The 19,821-nt window shown below is 63.9% G+C and carries 17 protein-coding genes and 3 pseudogenes; 12 read left to right on the top strand and 8 right to left on the bottom strand.

Going from position 1 to position 19,821, the window contains the following annotated elements; genetic code table 11:
* Positions 1 to 34 precede the first annotated feature (34 nt).
* Together DPR14_RS08790 and DPR14_RS08785 are read right to left on the bottom strand one after the other, a co-directional pair.
* Positions 35 to 505, bottom strand: a complete 471-nt coding sequence (locus DPR14_RS08790; protein WP_158044805.1) for a PIN domain-containing protein — start codon at positions 503 to 505, stop codon at positions 35 to 37.
* A gap of 1 nt (position 506) precedes the next feature.
* Complete coding sequence (locus DPR14_RS08785) at positions 507 to 791, bottom strand: type II toxin-antitoxin system prevent-host-death family antitoxin (RefSeq protein ID WP_192499358.1); 285 nt, start codon at positions 789 to 791, stop codon at positions 507 to 509.
* 547 nt (positions 792 to 1,338) lie between these two features.
* Here DPR14_RS08785 and DPR14_RS08780 point away from each other — a divergent pair.
* On the top strand, positions 1,339 to 1,710 hold the full coding sequence (locus DPR14_RS08780) for a Cif family virulence factor (RefSeq protein WP_158044803.1): 372 nt from the start codon (positions 1,339 to 1,341) through the stop codon (positions 1,708 to 1,710).
* 51 nt (positions 1,711 to 1,761) lie between these two features.
* Here DPR14_RS08780 and DPR14_RS29040 read toward each other — a convergent pair.
* Together DPR14_RS29040 and DPR14_RS29035 are read right to left on the bottom strand one after the other, a co-directional pair.
* Positions 1,762 to 1,959, bottom strand: a pseudogene (locus DPR14_RS29040) (IS3 family transposase); the annotation flags it as partial.
* A 2-nt stretch (positions 1,960 to 1,961) separates the two neighbouring features.
* A pseudogene (locus DPR14_RS29035) lies at positions 1,962 to 2,153 on the bottom strand (DDE-type integrase/transposase/recombinase); the annotation flags it as partial.
* 167 nt (positions 2,154 to 2,320) lie between these two features.
* On the opposite strand from DPR14_RS29035, the gene DPR14_RS08770 reads away from it, so the two are divergent.
* Both DPR14_RS08770 and DPR14_RS08765 read left to right on the top strand, forming a co-directional pair.
* Positions 2,321 to 2,539: a hypothetical protein gene (locus tag DPR14_RS08770; protein WP_158044802.1), complete on the top strand. Its 219-nt coding sequence runs from the start codon at positions 2,321 to 2,323 to the stop codon at positions 2,537 to 2,539.
* Complete coding sequence (locus DPR14_RS08765) at positions 2,536 to 4,599, top strand: recombinase family protein (protein WP_158044801.1); 2,064 nt, start codon at positions 2,536 to 2,538, stop codon at positions 4,597 to 4,599. The genes DPR14_RS08770 and DPR14_RS08765 overlap by 4 nt, the downstream gene beginning before the upstream one ends.
* 76 nt (positions 4,600 to 4,675) lie before the next feature.
* Here DPR14_RS08765 and DPR14_RS08760 read toward each other — a convergent pair whose 3' ends face one another.
* Positions 4,676 to 4,858: an IS6 family transposase gene (locus tag DPR14_RS08760; RefSeq protein WP_158044800.1), complete on the bottom strand. Its 183-nt coding sequence runs from the start codon at positions 4,856 to 4,858 to the stop codon at positions 4,676 to 4,678.
* Positions 4,859 to 5,360: 502 nt separating this feature from the next.
* Between DPR14_RS08760 and araD the strand changes: the two are divergent.
* The 5 genes and pseudogenes from araD to DPR14_RS08735 all read left to right on the top strand — a co-directional run bounded on the left by araD (position 5,361) and on the right by DPR14_RS08735 (position 10,784).
* Positions 5,361 to 7,093 (top strand): annotated as a pseudogene (gene araD, locus DPR14_RS08755) (L-arabinonate dehydratase).
* Between the two features lie 160 nt (positions 7,094 to 7,253).
* Positions 7,254 to 8,024, top strand: a complete 771-nt coding sequence (locus DPR14_RS08750; protein ID WP_158044799.1) for an HpcH/HpaI aldolase family protein — start codon at positions 7,254 to 7,256, stop codon at positions 8,022 to 8,024.
* 91 nt (positions 8,025 to 8,115) lie between these two features.
* Complete coding sequence (hyi, locus tag DPR14_RS08745) at positions 8,116 to 8,898, top strand: hydroxypyruvate isomerase (protein WP_158044798.1); 783 nt, start codon at positions 8,116 to 8,118, stop codon at positions 8,896 to 8,898.
* Between the two features lie 54 nt (positions 8,899 to 8,952).
* A complete protein-coding gene (glxR, locus tag DPR14_RS08740; protein ID WP_158044797.1) occupies positions 8,953 to 9,843 on the top strand; it encodes a 2-hydroxy-3-oxopropionate reductase in 891 nt (296 codons plus the stop codon).
* 221 nt (positions 9,844 to 10,064) lie between these two features.
* Positions 10,065 to 10,784 (top strand): ribonuclease activity regulator RraA, encoded by a 720-nt coding sequence (locus DPR14_RS08735; RefSeq protein WP_158044796.1) that lies wholly within the window; start codon positions 10,065 to 10,067, stop codon positions 10,782 to 10,784.
* 430 nt (positions 10,785 to 11,214) lie between these two features.
* Here the strand turns inward: DPR14_RS08735 and DPR14_RS08730 are convergent, their stop codons facing one another.
* From DPR14_RS08730 to DPR14_RS08720, 3 genes are all read right to left on the bottom strand, one after another.
* Positions 11,215 to 12,414: an IS91 family transposase gene (locus DPR14_RS08730; RefSeq protein WP_158044795.1), complete on the bottom strand. Its 1,200-nt coding sequence runs from the start codon at positions 12,412 to 12,414 to the stop codon at positions 11,215 to 11,217.
* A gap of 10 nt (positions 12,415 to 12,424) precedes the next feature.
* The gene (locus tag DPR14_RS08725; RefSeq protein ID WP_158044794.1) at positions 12,425 to 13,306 is read right to left on the bottom strand and encodes a tyrosine-type recombinase/integrase; all 882 of its coding nucleotides are present in this window, start codon (positions 13,304 to 13,306) and stop codon (positions 12,425 to 12,427) included.
* A gap of 338 nt (positions 13,307 to 13,644) precedes the next feature.
* Complete coding sequence (locus DPR14_RS08720; protein ID WP_158044793.1) at positions 13,645 to 14,664, bottom strand: LacI family DNA-binding transcriptional regulator; 1,020 nt, start codon at positions 14,662 to 14,664, stop codon at positions 13,645 to 13,647.
* A 344-nt stretch (positions 14,665 to 15,008) separates the two neighbouring features.
* Here DPR14_RS08720 and DPR14_RS08715 point away from each other — a divergent pair, with 344 nt between their 5' ends.
* The 4 genes from DPR14_RS08715 to DPR14_RS08700 all read left to right on the top strand — a co-directional run bounded on the left by DPR14_RS08715 (position 15,009) and on the right by DPR14_RS08700 (position 19,638).
* Positions 15,009 to 16,058, top strand: coding sequence for a type 2 periplasmic-binding domain-containing protein (locus tag DPR14_RS08715; protein ID WP_158044792.1), 1,050 nt, complete (start codon positions 15,009 to 15,011; stop codon positions 16,056 to 16,058).
* A gap of 92 nt (positions 16,059 to 16,150) precedes the next feature.
* Positions 16,151 to 16,570 (top strand): tripartite tricarboxylate transporter TctB family protein, encoded by a 420-nt coding sequence (locus DPR14_RS08710; protein WP_158044791.1) that lies wholly within the window; start codon positions 16,151 to 16,153, stop codon positions 16,568 to 16,570.
* Positions 16,571 to 16,588: 18 nt separating this feature from the next.
* Positions 16,589 to 18,088, top strand: a complete 1,500-nt coding sequence (locus DPR14_RS08705; protein ID WP_158044790.1) for a tripartite tricarboxylate transporter permease — start codon at positions 16,589 to 16,591, stop codon at positions 18,086 to 18,088.
* A gap of 413 nt (positions 18,089 to 18,501) precedes the next feature.
* Positions 18,502 to 19,638, top strand: a complete 1,137-nt coding sequence (locus DPR14_RS08700; protein ID WP_425501038.1) for an IS4 family transposase — start codon at positions 18,502 to 18,504, stop codon at positions 19,636 to 19,638.
* Positions 19,639 to 19,821 lie beyond the last annotated feature (183 nt).

The raw sequence follows: 19,821 nt of genomic DNA, 5'->3' as shown, positions 1-19,821 counted from the left end.
CCTCTTCCTCTTCCGGGCAACACGCTGAATCAGATCATGAACTATGGGCTTTTGCAGGGTTGTACATGCCTGGAAGGGGGAAATAAGCATGTATCAACTCAAAGTCACTCTGATTGAAGCTGACAATCGTTGCATGGTGGGTTATCGCCGTTGCTGCAATGATGAGGTCTGCTCCACTTTTGGGCCTTTTGCTGTTCGGGTCTGGATATAGGAAATTCTTGAGGCCCGGGGTTGTGAACATGTCTGCGTAAAGCCGGACCACCTGGGTGTCCATCGGCAGGATGGACATGCCGCCTGCCAGCATGAAGCCGTGCAGCCATCGATCTATCTCGTCAGCTTTGGCCGGCGCGGACTCACGAGCGTAGTTTATCCCGGCCTGTATCTCGAAAACGGTGATCGCGGATACCGCGATGTCGTCGGGATCGGTGGATTTGATCCACTCGACGAGTTTGGGATGAGGTCTGTTCCGGAAGTTGCTGATCACATCTGTGTCGAGAAGGTACACGCTACTTTTCCTCGACCTGCGCCCGCACGGTGAGACCCAGGGTGCCGGTCGACCTTGCCTGACGGATGCCTTCGTCGAGCACTTGGTCGCTGTCCAAACCTGCGCTTTGGAGCAGGTAGTCTCTCAGGGTCGGCTTCAAGCGCTTGTAATCTTCGCGGGCGATAACAACAACTTCTTCGCCCGTGCGCTTCTTGATGACCTGGGGCGTGCCGGAAAGAGCCCCCTCCATGACGTTGGACAGGTTGGCCCGAGCTTCGGAAATCTGCCAGAGTCGTTCTTGCGTCATCAGCCGTGCCTTTCTGGTTGCGTGGTTCTGGCCAAAGTCCGAGGGTATCATGAGATGCCGGGTTGTACACTTGGATAGTACAACTGGTCTTTCGATATCGGGGCGACACGAACGACAGGCTGCAGGATCTCCGGCCTCGACAACAACATCCCGTATTTCGCAGGATGCGGTCCAAACACCGCAGTCCGTGCGTCGCTCCACGTTGTAGCCCGGGGCGATATCCTCGATGTCGCGGCCTGTCAGGTCCCTGATTTCGGCCTCTTTCGATCCGGTGTCGGAGCAGCCGAGGAGATCCAGGACAAGGGGTTCCGTTGCATAGTTTTGATGGAGACAAAGCTACCGCAGGTATGGATCATCCTCAGGCGGCAACGTCGAACAGCGCGTCCACGAAGGCTGGGATGGCCTGAAAGGGGCGCGTAGCGCCAGGGCGGCGCCGTCTGCTATCCGTCTTTGGCTGAGCGGCTTTTCCCGTCGGTAGCAGGTCGGGGCGTTGCGTCGCCGCAGAGCGGTGTGAGAGTTGCCGGGGTAGGAGCGAGGAAGCCGGGAGTTGAGCACGGATTTCAAAGCAATCCTGGATCTGCACGAGGCGTGGATGTGTGCTGAGCTTGAGGGCCGGACGGACGACCTCGTGGCCATGTGCAGCGAGGACGTTGTGATTGCTCCTCCGGGGCGTCAGCCGATCCTAGGCCTGGAGGCCGCCGGCGCGTTCCTAAAGGAAGCGGCGGCCCCTATCGATTCGCTCGTTATCGATGAGCTCGCGATCGACTTGGTGCCAGGAATGGCTGTGAAGCAGGCAAGGTTTGCGACCCGAGTGGCCGGAGCGGTTGAGGACGTTCAAAGTTGGCACCTATGGGTGCTTCGTCCATCCTGGAAGGTGACCTGTCTCACTTGGAGCATTCAATCCGCGAATGAGTCGTGAGGCTGGCATGCCGGAAAGTGTCAACGATAATAAGACAGCCGGAGTGGTGAATTAGACTTGGTTGTTCTGCCCTTTCAAGGGCGGATTGATCCAGACGGCGGATGGTCTGGCAGGCGGTTCAGGTGCTTTTCGAACGAAGCGCTCAGGGTTTGAGCGGAAGGCGCGGTCCAGTGTGCTCTGGCGGGCGGCCTGGACAACTTCGGCCTGGCCGTAATGGACCTGATCGGGCGTCATCAGGCCGAGGCCAGCATCAAAGCCGTCGCCTTGGCCTTCATGGGGCCGCCGCGGTCGGCGTGGAGGGTCAGTTGACCGGGCGGGATGGCGTGCTTTTCGATGGTGTCATCGAACAGCACCTTGAACAGGCTGGCGCTCTCGGCGTCGGCGACGCACCAGCCGACGACCCGGCGGCTGAAGATGTCGAGAATGACGTACAGGTAGAAGTACGATCCCACTTCTTGATACCCCTATCCGGCAGCTGAATGCTCAGCCTGAACTGATCACGATCACCGATCCGGCTCATCCGCTCCACGGACGCAGCTTTCCGCTGATTTCGGTGAGCGGCTTGCGGTACGGAACCGGGCACGCCCATGTCGATGATCGTGGCCGCGCCGTGTTGAGGATTCCAATCGTCGCGACGAGCCTCCATCCGACCGCGTTGAGCCTGCCGTCGAGCAAGCTCTCGCTCGACGCCATCCGGGATCTGGTTCGGTTCGCCTCCTGCGAGGAGGGGACCGGGCGGCTGATCCCGTGGGCCTCGGCCTATCCACAAGCCGACGCCGAGCCCTTCTCGACGATCACATCGCGCCATCATCGGGAGGGTGAGCCATGATCTCCGAACTCGTGACGACCCGGCACCTGAGCTGCAAGGCCGTGGTTTACATCCGCCAGTCCCACCCGCACCAGGTCCTGAGCAACCAGGAAAGCCTGCGCCTGCAATATGCACTGTGCCAGCGTGCCTGCGATCTCGGCTGGCGGGAGGCCGACGTCGAGGTCGTCGATGTCGATCTCGGCCTGAGCGGGGCCGCCGCCGAGCACCGCCGCGGCTTCAAGGACCTGATCGCCCGCGTCACCCTGGGCGAGGTCGGCATCATCCTGTCCTACGACGTCACCCGGCTCGCCCGCAACTGCTCGGACTGGTATCCACTACTCGACCTGTGCGGCTATCGCCAGTGCTTGATCGCGGATCGCGATGGCGTCTACGATCCCGGGTCGGCCAACGGCCGCCTCCTGTTAGGCCTCAAGGGCACGATCTCCGAGGTCGAGCTGCACACCATGCGGGGCCGCCTGACTGCCGGCCTGCTGAACAAGGCCGAACGCGGCGAGTTGGCGCTGGCTCTGCCCGCCGGCCTGACGCGTGACGCCAGCGGCGGCGTGATCAAGGATCCCGACCGTGAGGTGCGCGATCGGATCGCCCTGGTCTTCACCAGCTTCCTGGAGCAGGGCTCGGTCGGCAAGGTGATGCGAAGCTTCGCCCGCCGGGACCTCGGCGTGCCGCAGTGCGATCGGTTCGGTGAGGCGGTGTGGCGGCCGGCGACGCTCGATCGGATCACCCGGATCCTGAGGAATCCCGCGTATGCCGGAGCCTTCGTCTATGGCCGGACCCGCTCCCGCCCCACGCCGTATCGCAACGGCAAGCGGGGCAGCGTCTGGCGCCCGATGGCGGAGTGGAAGATCGTTGTGAAGGACAAGTACCCGGCTTATATCGACTGGGAGAGCTTCGAGCGGATCCAGGCGATGCTGTGCGACAACCACGCGGAGTATGACCGGAACAAGACGCGCGGCGCTCCCCGCGATGGGGCCGTGCTGCTTCAGGGCCTTGTCTGGTGCGGGCACTGCGGCCGCAAGATGGTCGTGCAATACAAGAGCAAAAACAGCTATCTTTGCAGCCACTTGAATCGCCTCCAGGGCGACCCGGTCTGCCAGCGTCTTCCTGCCGACCCAATCGACGCGCGGGTGGTGGCTGCGTTCTTCGCCGCGGTGACGCCGGCTGAACTGGCGGCCTGGAGGCGTGCCCATGATGCCCGTTGCCAGGCGGAAGAGGCTCTCGATCGTGCCGAGGCCCAGCAGGTCGAACGTCTGCGCTATCAGGCGATGCTGGCCGAGCGACAGTTCAACAAGGTTGATCCAGACAATCGCCTGGTCGCCAGCGAGTTGGAACACCGCTGGGAAGTAGCACTACGCGAGTTGCGTCAGGCCGAGGACCTGCTGGCCCGGCACCGGGGAGCCCGCGCCGCGCCGGAGATGCTGTCGGCTGAAGACCGGGAGAGTTTTCTGGCGCTCGCCCCGCAGTTGCCAGCCCTTTGGCAGCACCCCGACATGACGCGCGAGCGCAAGAAGTTGCTGCTCCGCAGTCTGATCGACAAAGTCGTTCTGCGGCGTCTGGCCGCCGACCAGATCAGCGTTCGCATCGTCTGGCGCGGCGGCGAAATCTCCGATCTCGAGGTCGAGGCCGCGGTGCATACCCATCGATCCCTGACCCGTGGTGCTGAGATGGAGGCCCGGCTCCTTGACCTGGCGCGCCAGGGACTTGATGACGAGACCATCGCCGCCCGGTTGACCAGTGAGGGTTATCGCTCAGCTCGATGCACTCATGTCCCCGTGGAAACGGTTCGCCACATCCGGCAGCGCCACCGCGTGCTGCGAAATGAGAGACAGACCCACCCCCGCCACATCCCGGGCTGGTTGACCATGGCCGAACTGGCCAGGCGGCTGCAGGTCTCACGCGATTGGATTGAACGGCGCATACGCAACGGGACAATCTCCATTGTCCGCGACGCGGCCACCCACCGCCTCCTGTTCCCGGATACCGACGACACCCTCGCCAGTTTCACGGAACTGAAGGCTGGCGCGGTTGATCGCATCGACTGCACCCCGCAAACAAACCAATGAGGGCATCAACATGACCGATCGTAGGTCCATTTCGCCGGCCCCATCAGCTTTGTAATATCCTACTACACAGCAGGTCTCATCGACGTGCCAGCAGCGGCGCCAGCTTGGCTTCCCAGTCCCGCACCGCCTCGTGGGTGAACACGATGCCGCGGATCAGGAACATCTCCGCCAGATCCCGCAGGCTCAGCTTGTAGCGCAGCCGCCACAAGACGACCACGAACACGATGTCGGTCGGGACCTGAACCCGGTTCAGCACCATGCCGGTTCGCTCTTTGTACCGCCGCCCGCACTCCCGACACCGGAAGCGCCGGAAGCCATGAACCATTCGCCCCGCCCGCTCGGTGGTCGACGACGGGTGGCAATGCGGGCAGTTCATGGCGGCTCTCTTGATTTCTCAAAAAAGGCCCGAGAACCTATCCGCCAACCCCTTTCCCGGCAAGCTGCCCCGAGATCCGACAGAACCGAACGGGGCACGGAAAGCCTGTCTTGCAAAAGGATCATTGTCCAGTAGCGTTGACACCATGATTGCGCGGGAGCGATGCCAAGATACCGCTTAGCAGAGTCCAATCCCCCAACGTTATCAACTAGTACATTCCTAAAGAAAATGCTTTCCATGGAAGCATGATACCGCTACCATAAAAACCTGACAACGCTATCATATCGGCGAGAGAGGTCGTGACCGATCCGCTGTGGTCCAAGCCCTGGCATGCAGGCATGATTTCAGAGAAGCCGGCAATTCCGGCGCGGGAGGGGAACAAACAATGTCTGGCAAGAAACCCGAAGAGCTTCGCAGTCATCGCTGGTACGGGGTCAAGGACCTGCGCTCGTTCGGGCACCGGTCGCGCACGGCCCAGATGGGCTACGACCGCTCCGATTATGCCGGGAAGCCGGTGATCGCCATCATCAACACCTGGAGCGACATCAATCCCTGCCACACCCATTTCAAGCAGCGGGTCGAGGAGGTCAAGCGCGGCGTCTGGCAGGCGGGGGGTTCCCCGTCGAGATGCCGGCCATGTCCCTGTCGGAGCCGTTCCAGAAGCCGACCACGATGCTCTACCGCAACTTCCTGGCGATGGAGACCGAGGAGCTGCTGCGCTCGTACCCGGCGGACGGCTGCGTGCTGATGGGCGGCTGCGACAAGACCACGCCGGCATTGCTGATGGGGGCGTTCTCCATGGACCTGCCGACCATCTTCATGCCGGCCGGGCCGATGCTGCGCGGCGACTGGGGCGGTGCCGTGCTGGGCTCGGGCAGCGACAGCTGGAAATACTGGGCCGAGCTGCGCGCCGGCAACATCACCGAGGATGACTGGCAGGGCGTCGAGCAGGGCATCGCCCGCTCCGCCGGCCACTGCATGACCATGGGGACGGCGTCCACCCTGACCGGGGCGGTCGAGGCGCTCGGCTTCACGCTGCCGGGCGCCTCCAGCATTCCGGCGCCGGATTCGCGCCACGCCGCGATGGCGACGCTGACCGGCAGGCGCATCGTCGACATGGTCTGGAACGACCTGAAGCCGTCGGACATCGTCACGCCGCAGTCCGTCGACAACGCGGTCACAACGGTGCTGGCGCTGGGCGGCTCGACCAACGCCGTGGTGCACCTGATCGCCATGGCCCGCCGGGCCGGGGTGGAGCTGACGCTGGAGCGGTTCGACGAACTGGCGCGGAAGACGCCGCTGCTGGCCGACATCCGCCCGTCGGGCAAATACCTGATGGAGGACTTCTACTACGCCGGCGGCCTGCGCGCGATGCTGGCGCGGCTGGGCGGCCTGATCGACCGGGACTGCCCGACCGTCAACGGCCTGGCGCTCGGCGCCAACATCGAGGGCTTCAAGGTCTTCAACGACGACGTGATCCGGCCGCTCGACAATCCGGTGGTCGCGTCGGACAGCTTGGCCGTGCTGCGCGGCAACCTGGCGCCCAAGGGCGCGGTGATCAAGCCGCCGTCGGCCGAGCCCCACCTGCACCGCCATGCCGGCAAGGCGGTGGTGTTCGAGGACTACAACGACATGGCGGCGCGAATCGACGATCCCGACCTGGACGTGGAGGCGACCTCGGTGCTGGTGCTGCGCAACGCCGGCCCGCTGGGAGCGCCCGGCATGCCGGAATGGGGTCAGCTGCCGATCCCGAGGAAGCTTCTCCAGCAGGGCGTGCGCGACATGCTTCGGATCTCCGACGCCCGCATGAGCGGCACCAGCTACGGCGCCTGCGTGCTGCACGTGGCGCCGGAAGCCTTCGTCGGCGGCCCGCTGGCGCTGGTCAGGGACGGCGACGTGATCGAGCTGGACATTCCCGCCCGCCGGCTGGAGCTGCGGGTCGGCGAGGACGAGCTTGCCCGCCGGCGCGCCGCGTGGAAGGCTCCGGCACCCCGGTTCGAGCGCGGCTACGGCGCCATGTTCTCGCAGTTCGTGAGCCAGGCCGACGAAGGCTGCGACTTCAAGTTCCTGGAGACCGGAGCCGCATCGGCCCCCGCCGGGGAACCGGAGATCCACTGATCTCATAACCGTTGAAACGCTTTCGCTATCACCCGTTCAAGCGCGGCCCACGGATCAGTCTGTCGGTTTTCCGCTCTCCGGATATCACGCCGACCATTGGAAAGTGGATGACCGGAGAGCATACCGGGGCCATCAAACAGCAACGCGAGGAGGAAACGTCATGGACATGCCCATCAACAGCTTCAAGAAAGCGATCAAGGAAGGGCGCCAGCAGATCGGCCTGTGGTCGAGCCTGTCCAGCCACATCTCGGTCGAGATCCTGGCCAATTCGGGTTTCGACTGGCTGCTGATCGACACCGAGCACTCCCCCAACGACCTGCCCATGGTCCACACCCAGTTGCTGGCGGCCGTGGGAGGCACCGCACATCCGGTCGTCCGGCCGCCGTGGAACGACATGGTGACGATCAAGCGCTACCTGGACGTCGGGGTCCAGACCTTCCTGATCCCCTATGTCCAGAACGCCGAGGAGGCCCGGCAGGCGGTCGCCTCGACCCGCTATCCGCCGGACGGGGTGCGGGGGTTCGCCTCGGCCTCGCGGGCGTCGCGCTTCGGCCGGGTCAAGGACTACTACGCCCGGGCCGCGGAGGAGACCTGCGTGCTGGTGCAGATCGAGACCCGTGAAGCCCTGGGCCGCCTGGAGGAGATCGCCGCCGTGCCCGGCGTGGACGGCGTGTTCATCGGCCCCGGCGATCTGTCCTCGGACATGGGCTACCTGGGCCAGCCGGGTCATCCCGACGTGACCGCGGCCATCGAGGATGCGATCGATAGGATCAAGGCGTGCGGCAACGTCGCCGGCATCCTGACCGGCGACGAGACCCTGGCCCGCCGCTTCATCGATCGCGGCTGCGTGTTCACCGCCGTCGGCTCCGACGTGGGCCTGCTCGTCAAATCGTCGGAAGCGCTTGTCGCCAAGTTCAAGAAGCCTGCATGACCCGAGTTCGGCGCTGGCCAGCTAGGCTGGCGCGTCGGGCATAGCGGCACCTGAACGTAATCAGCGGCAGTCCTGCCGAGAGGGAGAAACCATGCCCAAATTCGCCGCCAATCTCTCGATGCTTTTTACCGAATTGCCTTTCCTCGACCGATTCAAGGCGGCCGCCGAGGCCGGGTTCGTCGGGGTGGAGTATCTGTTTCCTTATGACTTCCAGAAGGAGCAGGTCGCAGAAAGCCTCCAGGTCGCCGGCCTGACCCAGGTACTGCACAATCTGCCGGCCGGTGATTGGAACAACGGCCAACGCGGCATCGCCTGTCTTCCGGAGCGCGTACAGGAGTTCCGCGACGGCGTCGGCAAGGCGATCGATTATGCCGGCGCCCTGGGTTGTAAACAGGTCAACTGCCTGGCCGGGATAGCCCCCGCCGGGGTCGATCCGGATCAGTTGCGCGAAACTTTTGTGGAGAACGTCAGGTTCGCGGCGGACCGGCTGAAGGAAGCCGGGATCACGCTGCTGATCGAGCCCGTCAACACGCTGGACATCCCGGGTTTCTACCTGAACCGCACGACGCAGGCGTTGTCGATCATCGAAGAGACCGGTTCAGACAACGTCTTCCTGCAGTACGACATCTACCACATGCAGATCATGGAAGGGGATCTCGCCCGGACCATCGAGCGGAACCTGTCGAAGATCCGGCACATCCAGCTCGCCGATAATCCCGGCCGCAACGAACCGGGTTCGGGCGAGATCAATTACGGGTTCCTGTTCGAACACTTCGATCGGATCAGCTATGACGGCTGGATCGGCTGCGAATACAAGCCTCTCACCACTTCCAGCGAGGGGCTCGGCTGGTTCGCTCCATACCGGTCCCGCTGACACGCCGCGTGATCCGGCAACCCGGCAGACATCACACAGACGGAAGGAAAAATCATGAAAATCGGATTCATCGGTCTTGGCATCATGGGCACGCCCATGGCCGGGCACTTGGCCGCCGGCGGGCATGAGTTGTATGTTCACGATCTGCGTCCAGCGCCGCAGGAACTGCTCGATAAGGGCGCCATCCAGTGCGGTTCCGGTCGCGAGGTTGCGGAGCAGGCGGAAGTGATCATCACGATGGTCCCCGACACGCCCCATGTCGAAGCGGTCCTGTTCAGCCCCGGCGGCGTCGCCGAGGGCCTGAGTCCGGGCAAGCTGGTCATCGACATGAGCTCGATAGCACCGCTGGAAACCAAAACATTCGCTGCCCGGATCAATGAACTCGGGTGCGACTATCTCGACGCGCCGGTCTCGGGGGGCGAGGTCGGTGCCAAGGCCGCCAGCCTGACCATCATGGTTGGCGGTCCGGAGGCGGCGTTCGGCCGAGCCAAGCCGCTTTTCGATCTGGTGGGCAAGAACGTCACGCTGGTCGGAGGCAATGGCGACGGTCAAACGACAAAGGTGGCCAACCAGATCATCGTCGCCTTGACCATCGAGGCGGTCGCCGAGGCGCTGCTGTTCGCCGCCAAGGCGGGTGCCGACCCGGCCAAGGTCCGGCAGGCGCTGATGGGCGGCTTCGCCTCCTCGCGCATCCTCGAACTGCACGGGGAACGGATGATCAGCCGCAACTTCAATCCCGGATTCCGCATCGAGCTGCACCAGAAGGATCTCAACCTCGCCCTGTCCGGCGCCCGCGCGCTGGGCTTATCCCTGCCCAACACCGCCACCTGCCAGGAGCTGTTCAATGCCTGCACGGCGCATGGCGGCAAGGCCTGGGACCATTCGGGTATGCTCCGGGCACTGGAGATCGCGGCCAACTTCGAAATCGGCCGGAAGCCGGAGTAAGCCGGCGGCGGATCGCGCGATCGTGACCCGTGTCGCCCCCGCTGACGAGACCAATCTCACAGGCCAGGACTCTCATCAGCTCGGCATGGTGCCACGCTGAGCTGAGACGTTCTGGCGGCCGACCTGAAGATCACCCAGCATGGCCGGTGATCTGACTACCGACACCGGTCCGTCCCGATACTCCGACATTTTTCAAACATAGAAGATCTAGGATCCAGAACATGGCTACCCTGAATCCCCAAACCCGCGAGAAGCTGAAGACCGTCAGCACCGCGACCCTGGCCACCGCCCTCTTCAAGCGGGGGCTGCGCAACCAGATGATCCAGGACGTCCGGCCGCTCAACCCCGCCAATACCCCGATGGTGGGCGAAGCCTATACGCTGCGCTACATCCCCGCCCGCGAGGACCTGAACCCGATCAGCGTGTTCCAGGACCGCGGGCATCCCCAGCGCAAGGCGGTGGAGGAATGTCCGGAAGGCGCCGTCCTGGTGATCGACAGCCGCAAGGATCCCCGGGCGGCGTCGGCCGGATCGATCCTGGTCTCCCGGCTGATGAAGCGCGGCGTCGCCGGCATCGTCACCGACGGCGGTTTCCGGGACTCGGGGGATATCGCGGCACTCGATTTTCCCGCCTTTCACAAGCGGCCGTCGGCCCCGACCAACCTGACCCTGCACCAGGCCATCGACATCGGCGTGCCGATCGGCTGCGGCGACGCGCCGGTCTTTCCAGGCGACGTGATCGTCGGCGATGCCGACGGCGTCATCGTGATCCCGGCCCATATCGCCGAGGAGATCGCCGACGAGGCCGTGGAGATGACCGCGTTCGAGGACTTCGCGACCGAGCAGGTCATGGCGGGACGCTCGATCCTCGGCCTCTACCCGGCCACCGAGGAGCGGACGCGCACGGACTTCGCGGCATGGCGGAAGACTAACAATCGTTGAAAATCATTGCGGGAGAGACCTGCGCTCCTGTCAAACCTGCAAGGAAGCACAGGCAGCGGCGATCAGCATAATGCAGAGCGTTTTTAGCTTGGCGTCGCGGTGTCGAGTTGGTGGATGGGCAGGAGGTGGCAGCCCGCGACGGTGAGCTAAAAACGGATTGGACTGAACCGCGGCCAGGGCGTCGGCCTATGGGGATTGGATTGCGTCCGAGTGGATCAAGATGACGGCGGCGCCTTCAAGGCCGCCCTGGTCCGGGGCGGCCGAGCGGCACGGCGGATGACAACGCAGGTTGCACTGGGTTCGGATGGCATCGGCGTGGGGATCGGCACCGTCAGGCAAGGGTCCGCAGCGCGGGCCGGCAACAGCCCACCCGTGGCCGGGTCGTGGCAAGCCTGTCCGCACGGATTGCTGGGGCGACGGTGGGCCGGTATCATGAGGAGTCCTGGATGGGTGGACGCGGGGCATCGGGCTGCAGAACCTCGACCTGGACCATGCGGCCGTGGCGACAGACCGGGCACTCCCACAGGGACATGCCGGTGAGCTCTTCACAGCGGTCGCGATAGTCCTTCACCATGTCGTCAGGCCGGGGCTCAGGTTCCGGCATGCCCAGCAGGGCGCGGCAGCGGGCCAGTTTCTCCCCGCGGTGGCGGTTACCAAGCAGGCCGTAGTAGCGGATCCGCTGGAACCGGTCGGGCTGGATATGGAGCAGGAAGCGGCGAATGAACTCGTCGGCGTTGAGCGTCATCGTCTTCTGGAGGCTGCCATGACGGTAGTCCTTCCAGCGGAAGCGCACCTTGCCGTCCTCGATGTCGAGCAGGCGGTCGTTGGACAGCGCGACGCGGTGCGTGTAGCGCCCGACGTAGTCCAGGACCTGGTCCGGCCCGGCGAACGGCGGCTTGGCGTACACCACCCAGTCCGCCTTCCGCACCGGAGCCAGGTGGCGCCGGAAGGCGTCCCGCTCCCGCAGGGGCTCCAGCGCGCCGAAGAACCCCAGCTCGCCAGCATCGAAGGCCTTCTCCAGAGCCTCCAGGAACAGCCGGCGGAACAGGCGCGACAGCACCTTGACCGGCAGGAAGAACCCGGCCCGGCAGGCGATCCATCGGCTGCCGTCCGGTGATAATCCACCACCAGTTACGACGCAGTGCAGGTGGGGATGGTGCAGCAGGTTCTGGCCCCAGGTGTGGAGCACCGCGAAGAAGCCGATCTCGGCGCCCAGGTGCCTGGGGTCGGCCGCGATCGTGCGCAGGGTCTTGGCCGCCGTGCGGAACAGGATGCCGTAGACCACCGCCTTGTTCTGATAGGCGATCGCGGCGATTTCCTCCGGCACGGTGAAGACGACGTGGAAGTACGGGGTGTCGAGGATCTCGGCGCGGCGGTCCTCCAGCCACTCGGCGCGGGCCAGCGACTGGCATTTCGGGCAGTGCCGGTTGCGGCAGCTGTTGTAGGAGATGCGCTGATGTCCGCACTGATCGCACTGGTCGACATGGCCGCCCAGCGCCGCCGTGCGGCAGCGCTCGATCGCGATCATGACGCGGCGCTGCGCGGTGGGCAGGGCCGCGTCATGCCGCTGACGGTAGGCGTCACCGTAGCGGCGGAACACATCCGCCACTTCCGGCCCCGACCGGGCCATTGCCCGGCGCTCAGAAGGGCGCGGGCGCGGCGGGCTTCGGCTCGATCGGGGCCGGGCGGGGCAGCAGGTCGAGCGGGCTGGCCGTCGCGCAGACCGTGCTGGTGGCGATGCGCAGGTACTGGGCCGTGGTCGCCAGGCTGCGGTGGCCGAGCAGCAGCTGGATGGTGCGGACATCGGTGCCGGCCTCCAGCAGGTGGACCGCGAAGGCGTGACGCAGCGAATGCGGGGTGACCGGCTTGGCCAGCCCGGACAGCCGGTGCGCCTTGCGGCAGGCGTTGCCGACGGCGTCCCGGGTGATCGGCTGGCCGGGGAGGTCTCCCGGGAACAGCCACTCTCGGGCATGTACGGCCGGCCAGTAGGCGCGCAGCGTCTCCAGCAGGGCGGGCGAGAGCATGACGTAGCGGTCCTTGCGGCCCTTGCCCTGGTCGACGCGGATGACCATGCGCCGGCTGTCGATGGCAGCGACCTTGAGGTGAACGGCTTCGGAAACGCGCAGGCCGGCGGCGTAGCAGGTGGTCAGGATGGCGTGGTGCTTGATGTCGTCGACACAGCCGAGGAACCGCACGACTTCCAAGGGGCTGAGGACGACGGGCAGCTTGTGCGGCGGCTTGGGCGCCGGGAGAACCTCCTCGAAGGTCCACGCTTTCCTGAGCGTTACCTTGTAGAGGAAGCGCAGCGCCGAGACGGCGACAGCGATCGAGGCCGGCGACAGCTTCCGGTCGTCGGTCAGGTGAACCTGCCAGGCGCGGATCTCCTCCGGCCCCAGCTTTTCCGGCGATCGGCCGAAGTGGCGGGCGAACAGGGAGACCTGCAGGACATAGGAGGACTGGGTGTTCGGTGAGAGGTTGCGCACCCGCATATCCTCGAGCATGCGTTGCCGAAGGGCTGTCATGGGAAAGCTCCTGAGCCGGATGGACGGTGCTGCAAGCAGCCACGCCATGCTGGCGCACTCGGAACCTCCAGGGGTGCCGGAACTCAGCCGATCGACGGATTCACCTCGGGACGCTCAGCGACCTCTCGGGCCGGAGAGCCAATACCGCGTAGCGGTTTAGTCCAACCGCTGACATGCTCATCGCCGCTGCCATTCTTGCCGACCCAGACCTGCAGGGATCATCATCAGATCGTCCGGGTCGGCGGCCCCGCCGTCCCGATCCTGGAACCTCGGGCGGCATCGCCGGGCACCTGCGATACGGCTCAAAACAACCGTCGGCATGGAAGTCACGGCCTCAATCAAGTGCTGCTGCGTTCGACGATCTTGAAGCCCACATCAATCATCTTTTCCATGGCGACCTGTCCTTCAAATCTCGCCAGCATGGCCTCGGCGGCAAGGCGGCCGATGGCATGCCGGTCGATCCGTACCGTCGAGAGCGCCGGGAAGGTATGGGCCGCGAAGTCGAAATCGCCGAAGGCCATGATGGCCACGTCGCCGGGCGTGGACAGGCCCCGCGACTGGAGTTCAGCCAGCGCTCCTTGCGCCATGACGTCGGAGCTGCAGAAAACGACCTCCGGCCGCGAGCTGTTGTCAAGAAGCCGGATCATCCCTTCGCGCCCCAGCCGCAGGGTGCCCGGAGCCGGGACGATGCTGATGGCCACGTCGTGCAGGTCCTGCTCGGCGAGAGCCGACAGGAAACCGCGCTGGCGCTCCGCCGCGCGCTCGTCATCGGCTCCGACATAGCCAAAGCGCCGGTAGCCCTTGGCAAGGAGATGTGCAGCGACGGCCCGGCCCACCTTATCGTGCGAGAAGCCGACCAGCACGTCGATCGGCGTCGGGGTGTAATCCCAGGTCTCGACCACCGGGATCTTGGCGGCCAGCAGGCGTTGGCGGGTTTCGGTCGAATGCCGGATGCCGGTCAGAAAGATGCCATCCGGGCGTCTGCTGAGAATGGCGGAAAGCAGATCGTCCTCCCGTGCCGCCGGGTAACCCGACAGCCCCAGCAATACCTGGTATCCGGCTTCACCCAACCGGTCGGTCAGCGCCTCCACGGTCTCGGCAAACATTGAGGTGGCGATGGTCGGAACGATTGCCGCCACGAGCCGGCTCCTGCGCGAGGCCAGCCCGCCGGCAAGCAGGTTCGGCACATAGCCCGTCCGGGCAATCACCTCCCGGACCAGCTTGATCGTATCCGGCGTCACGAGTTCCGGCCGGTTAAGCACCCGCGACACCGTGATGGGCGACACGCCCGCCAGCTTGGCGACGTCGTGCAGAGTGACGCTTCCGGACGAGCGGCTCGAGCCGGGAGCGTTGTTCAAGTGCTTGGCCGAGGGGGAATCCTCGGTGATTTGGCGGCGGGTGGATGCGGATCGGGGCACGGCGAAACCTACATGACTGTGCGCCTGGCTAGGCGTCGGTAGCGCTTACATTAACAGCATTTACATGAAACTTCAACGAAGCTGGTGGCCAGCAGAAGCATGAACTGGCCTTGGAACCTGATTATTCTCCCTCAAACCGTCCAGCGATCTCATCGGGGAAAAAAGACTTTCCATATTAAAATGATAACGCTATCATAGCTCCAAGAAAGCCGCTTAAGCCCAAAATTTCTCATGGAGGAAATGCGATGTCGAAGTGGACACTCCCTCGGAGCATGCCCGCCGCTATGGCCGGCCTGCTGCTTACCGCCGTCGGCGCCTCGGTTCTTCTGGTGCAGCCCTACGAGGCTGCCGCACAGGAGCTGCCGCGCAACGTGCGCCTGGTCATCGGCTCGAGTTCGACCGGTGGCGACACCTACCAGAGTGCTGCCATCGTCGCAGATGCGCTTTCCAAGCAACTCGGGATCAATATCAAGGTCGATGCCGTCGGCCCGACCGAGGCGTTCAAGGCGGTCAGCCGCGACAGGCGCGGCACGACCCTGATGATCCACCACGACCAGTCCTATCTTGGCCATCTTTACGGCCAGCGCGGTTACGAGGACATCTTCGCCAATTACAAGATCGGACCGACCGTCGCGGTGAACCCGGGCAACGCCTACCTCGTGCCCAAGGACTCGTCGTACAAGACGATGGAGGACATCCTCGATGCCGCCAAGAGCGGTGAGCGCGTTCGCGTCGCGATCCAGCCCGGCGGCGTGTCCGAGATCGGCTTCTCCGCGATGAGGAACGCCGCGCGCTTGCGGGCACCCGGATCCGAGAAGAACCTCGTGCCGGTAAACACCGGCAGCCAGTCGGACAAGGACCAGGCGCTGTTCGACAACCTTGCCGATGTCATCAACGGCTCCATCCAATCGAACGAGCAGTACACCCAGTTGCCGGAGAGCGACCAGAAGGCGATGCGCTTTGTCTGGATCACCGCGGAGCCCGAGACGCTTAACCAGGCTCCGGAGCAGGGCATGGGCGCCCTGACGCGCGAGGAGATGCTCAAATATGCCGCTCCCGAGGTCAGCGTCCCGCTGAACGAAGAGGGAGAGAACTTCACCTTCGACAAGGAGTTCTTCTTCATTTTCAACAAGGACGTGGATCCGGCGATCGTCAAGCAGATCGACACGGCGCTGTCCGAGATCTACGCCAAGGGCGAGATCCAGGAGCGCCAGAAGGAGGTCTTCCTCACTCCCGAGTTCCGGACCGCGGAAGAGGCCAGCGCGCATCTGCAAAAGAAGAGCGACACCTACGCCAAGATGATCGAGCAGATCGGTGCGGCACCGAACAACTGAGGCTCTGCGGAAGAAAGCCGGTGCCGACCGCTGAGCGCGGCCGGCACCGGCCCATACGATAAGAAGCAGGCAATAAGAAACGGGAGGAAACCATGGAAGATTTCACCCGCGTGACGGTGAACTTCGAGACCTCGCATTTGATCTTTCCGACAATGGTCGCGGTGATCCTGACGATTCTCGGGGTCGCCATCCTCATTACCAATCGCCGGCAGATCGCGGGCGCAGGCGCCTACTGGCGTGACGTCCTCGGCTCGATGGACAAGGTCCGGTTCTTCGGGACCATAGTACTAACCGTCGTATATTTCTCGCTGATGGTCCCGGTGGGTGATATCTGGCCGAACACCGGATTGGGCTTCCTGATCTGCTCGATCCCCTACGTCTTCCTCACCGGCGTCCTTTTCCTGCACCATCGGTCACTGCGCGATCTGCTACCGGTCGCTGTCACGGCGGTGGTCGCGCCGACGCTGGTCTGGTGGCTGTTCACCGACCTCTTCTCCCTGACCCTGCCCTGAGCGGCCCGGAGACAATCGATGGAACTTTTCGAAGTCATCACGCCACTTTTCCTGGCGCTGATCGTCGGCGGCACCTTCGTCGGCATCGTCTTCGGCGCGATCCCCGGCATGACCGCGACCATGGCGGTCGCCGTCTGCCTACCGCTGACCTACTCCCTCGGGCTCGAGAACGGGCTTGCGCTTCTGCTCGGCCTCTATGTCGGCGGCATCTCGGGCGGTCTCGTCCCCGCGATCCTGCTCGGCATTCCAGGAACGCCCTCATCGATCACGACATGCTTCGACGGCTACCCGATGACGCAGCAGGGCGACGGCGAGAAAGCGCTCAGGCTCGGCATCTGCGCGTCGCTGGTGGGTGGCCTGATCAGCCTGGCTGTGCTCTACTTCTTCGCACCGCCGCTGGCGGATTTCGCGATCCAGTTCTCCTATGTAGAGAAGTTCCTGATCATCCTGTTCGCGCTGACGGTCATGGCCGCACTCAGCTCGAACATGCTGATCGGCATCTTTTCAGGTATCCTCGGCGTTTTCGTCAGCCTCGTCGGCACCTATAAGGTCGAGGCGGGCGGCAATGGCGAACTCAGGCTGGTCCCTCCCGGAACGGAGTACTGGCTCGAGAGCGGCTTCTCGCTCCTCCCGGTGCTGATCGGGCTGTTCGGCCTGGCGGCGATCCTCGAACAGGCCGAACTCGGGGTGCCCGAGGGGCAGTCGGCCAAGGACATCAAGGTCGGCGCGAGGTCGAGCTTCTCGCTCGCGGACTTCCGCGGCCAAATCGGCAACCTGATCCGCTCCTCCGGGATCGGCACCTTCGTCGGAATCCTTCCCGGCGTCGGCGGATCGGCGGCCTCGATCCTGTCCTACACCGCGACCAAGACGCTCTCGCGCCATCCCGAGCGGTTCGGCAAGGGCGAGCCGGCCGGCATCATCGCCTCGGAGTCCGGCAACAACGGCCTGACCGGCGGTGCGCTCGTGCCGCTGCTGTCGCTGGGCATCCCCGGCGACGCCACCACGGCACTCCTCATCGGGGCGTTCACGCTGCAAGGCATCCAGGTGGGGCCTCTTTTCATCGGCCAGAACCCAGTGACCTGGGAGGTGATAATCATCGCTATGCTGATCGCGAACTGCGCCATGTTCGCGATGATGTACTTCGCGATCCGCCACGTCGCGCGGATCGTGACAGTCCCGAAGCACATCCTGTTCCCCATTATCCTGATGATGTGCGTGATCGGCGCCTACACGATCAACTACGGCATCATGTTCGATGTCTGGACGCTGCTGATCTTCGGCCTGTTCGGTTGGCTTGCGGTCAAACTGCGGCTCGAGATCGCGCCGTTCGTCATCGGCTTCATCCTGGGCCCGTCGGCGGAGATCTATTTCGTCAAGACCCTCGAGTCTTTCGGGGACCTCACCATCTTTTTCACCAAGAGCTGGATCGCCATGATCCTGTGGGTTCTCATCGCGGGATCGGTCGCCGGATCGATAATGCTCGCGCGGCGGAACTCGGCAATACAAGGCGCTGCATAAAGGTCATTGATGACTGGCAGGAAGCCGAGAGGACGCAGACGAAGCCGGAATGAAGATTAAGTGAAAACAGCGCGCTCCTGCCCGAGGCGTGCTGTTTTCATAATGGCCATGCTGCATTGGTCAACATGCTGCAGGTGACGGTATCGCAATCGTGGCGCGACCTCACAAATGCTCTGCCAAAAAACGATTGATAATATCCGAGAGATAATCATGAGAACGCTGCACGGTCGCTGCCGGTCATTCAGCACTTCTGATCGAGAATATCACGCTACATCCCGGCCGTGACGAAATCCCCGATCCGCTCAAGGATCCCCTCATTTTCAGGCAGTGCATTCACCTGCGTGATATCGCAGTATTGCTCAACAGAGGCAGCTATGTAGAGCAAGATGATCGACGGATCGAAGCGCGGCTTAATGCAGGTGAAGGATGTTCGGAGCTTCCTCGACAGTGTTCTTGATGAAGATACTCATACCAAGCGGATCGCCTCTCTTGCCAACGCCACCCTTGGGGTAATGACGGGTGCCTCTCTGGGCGTCGCCGTGATCGGCAAGTCTTTGGCTCAGGCACGCGGCCTTCTGCCCAAGCATGCCGTCAAGCAGGTTGACCGGCTGCTGAGCAACCCTGGGATCGAGGCTTGGGATGTTTTTGCCAGCTGGGTTCCGGAAATGGTCGGCCCGCGCACCGACATCGTGGTGGCGATGGACTGGACCGACTTTGACGCCGACGGGCAGGCCACCCTGGCGCTCAAGCTGGTGACCCGCCATGGCCGGACGACGCCGCTGATCTGGCTCAGCGTTCACAAGGACGAACTGAGCGACGCGCGCAACGCCTACGAAGACGCCGCCGTGCGCCGGCTGGCCGAGGTGCTGCCCGACGACGTCAAAGTCACCCTCCTGGCCGACCGCGGCTTCGCCGACACCAAGCTGTTCGGTTTTCTCGCCGACCTGGGCTTCGACTACGTCATCCGGCTGAAAGGCAACACCAGGGTCAGGGCTGCCGACGGAACGATCCGTTCGGCGACCGAGTGGGTCGGCCAAGGCGGCCGGGCGCGCAAGCTGCGCGATGCCGTGGTTACCGAGGCGCAGTGCCCGGTTGGCGCCGTCGTGTGCACCCACGCCAAGGCCATGAAGGAGCCCTGGTGCCTGGCCGCCAGCGACGCTGGCGCGACCGCGCCGCAGATCATCGCGCTGTACTCGAAGCGGTGGCGAGTGGAGCCCAATTTCAGAGATACCAAAGACTTGCGCTTCGGCATGGGCCTCTCGGCGGTCCACATTGCCGACCCGCAACGGCGCGATAGGCTATTGCTGCTCAATGCGTTCGCTGTCGTTCTGCTCACCCTGCTCGGTGCCGCCGGCGAAAGCCTCGGCATGGACCGCCATCTCAAGTCCAACACCGTCAAAACCCGCACTCACTCCCTGTTCCGCCAGGGCTGTATGCTCTACGACCTCATCCCCAACATGCCTGAACACAGGCTGCGCGCCCTCGCCGAACGATACGCCGATCTCCTGGAGCAGTCACGTGTGGTCACCGAAACTTTCGCTATCGTGTAAAATGAGGGGATCCTTGAGCCCGATCCGAAGGTTGTGCAGCTGACATATTGGCCCGAACTATCGAAACGCGCGGATTTGACACATAAGCGGACAGATCGAGAACGACTACGCTCAAGGTCGCTGGAAAATCTACAGCTTGCCTTGCATTACTCCACCACCCTCGGCGGTGCTGCCATGTCGGGA

It is taken from the genome of Skermanella pratensis (genome assembly GCF_008843145.1).
In the GTDB taxonomy this organism is placed as follows: domain Bacteria; phylum Pseudomonadota; class Alphaproteobacteria; order Azospirillales; family Azospirillaceae; genus Skermanella; species Skermanella pratensis.
Note: the sequence above shows the minus strand (reverse complement) of the source record. Positions and strands in the feature narration are given on the sequence as shown.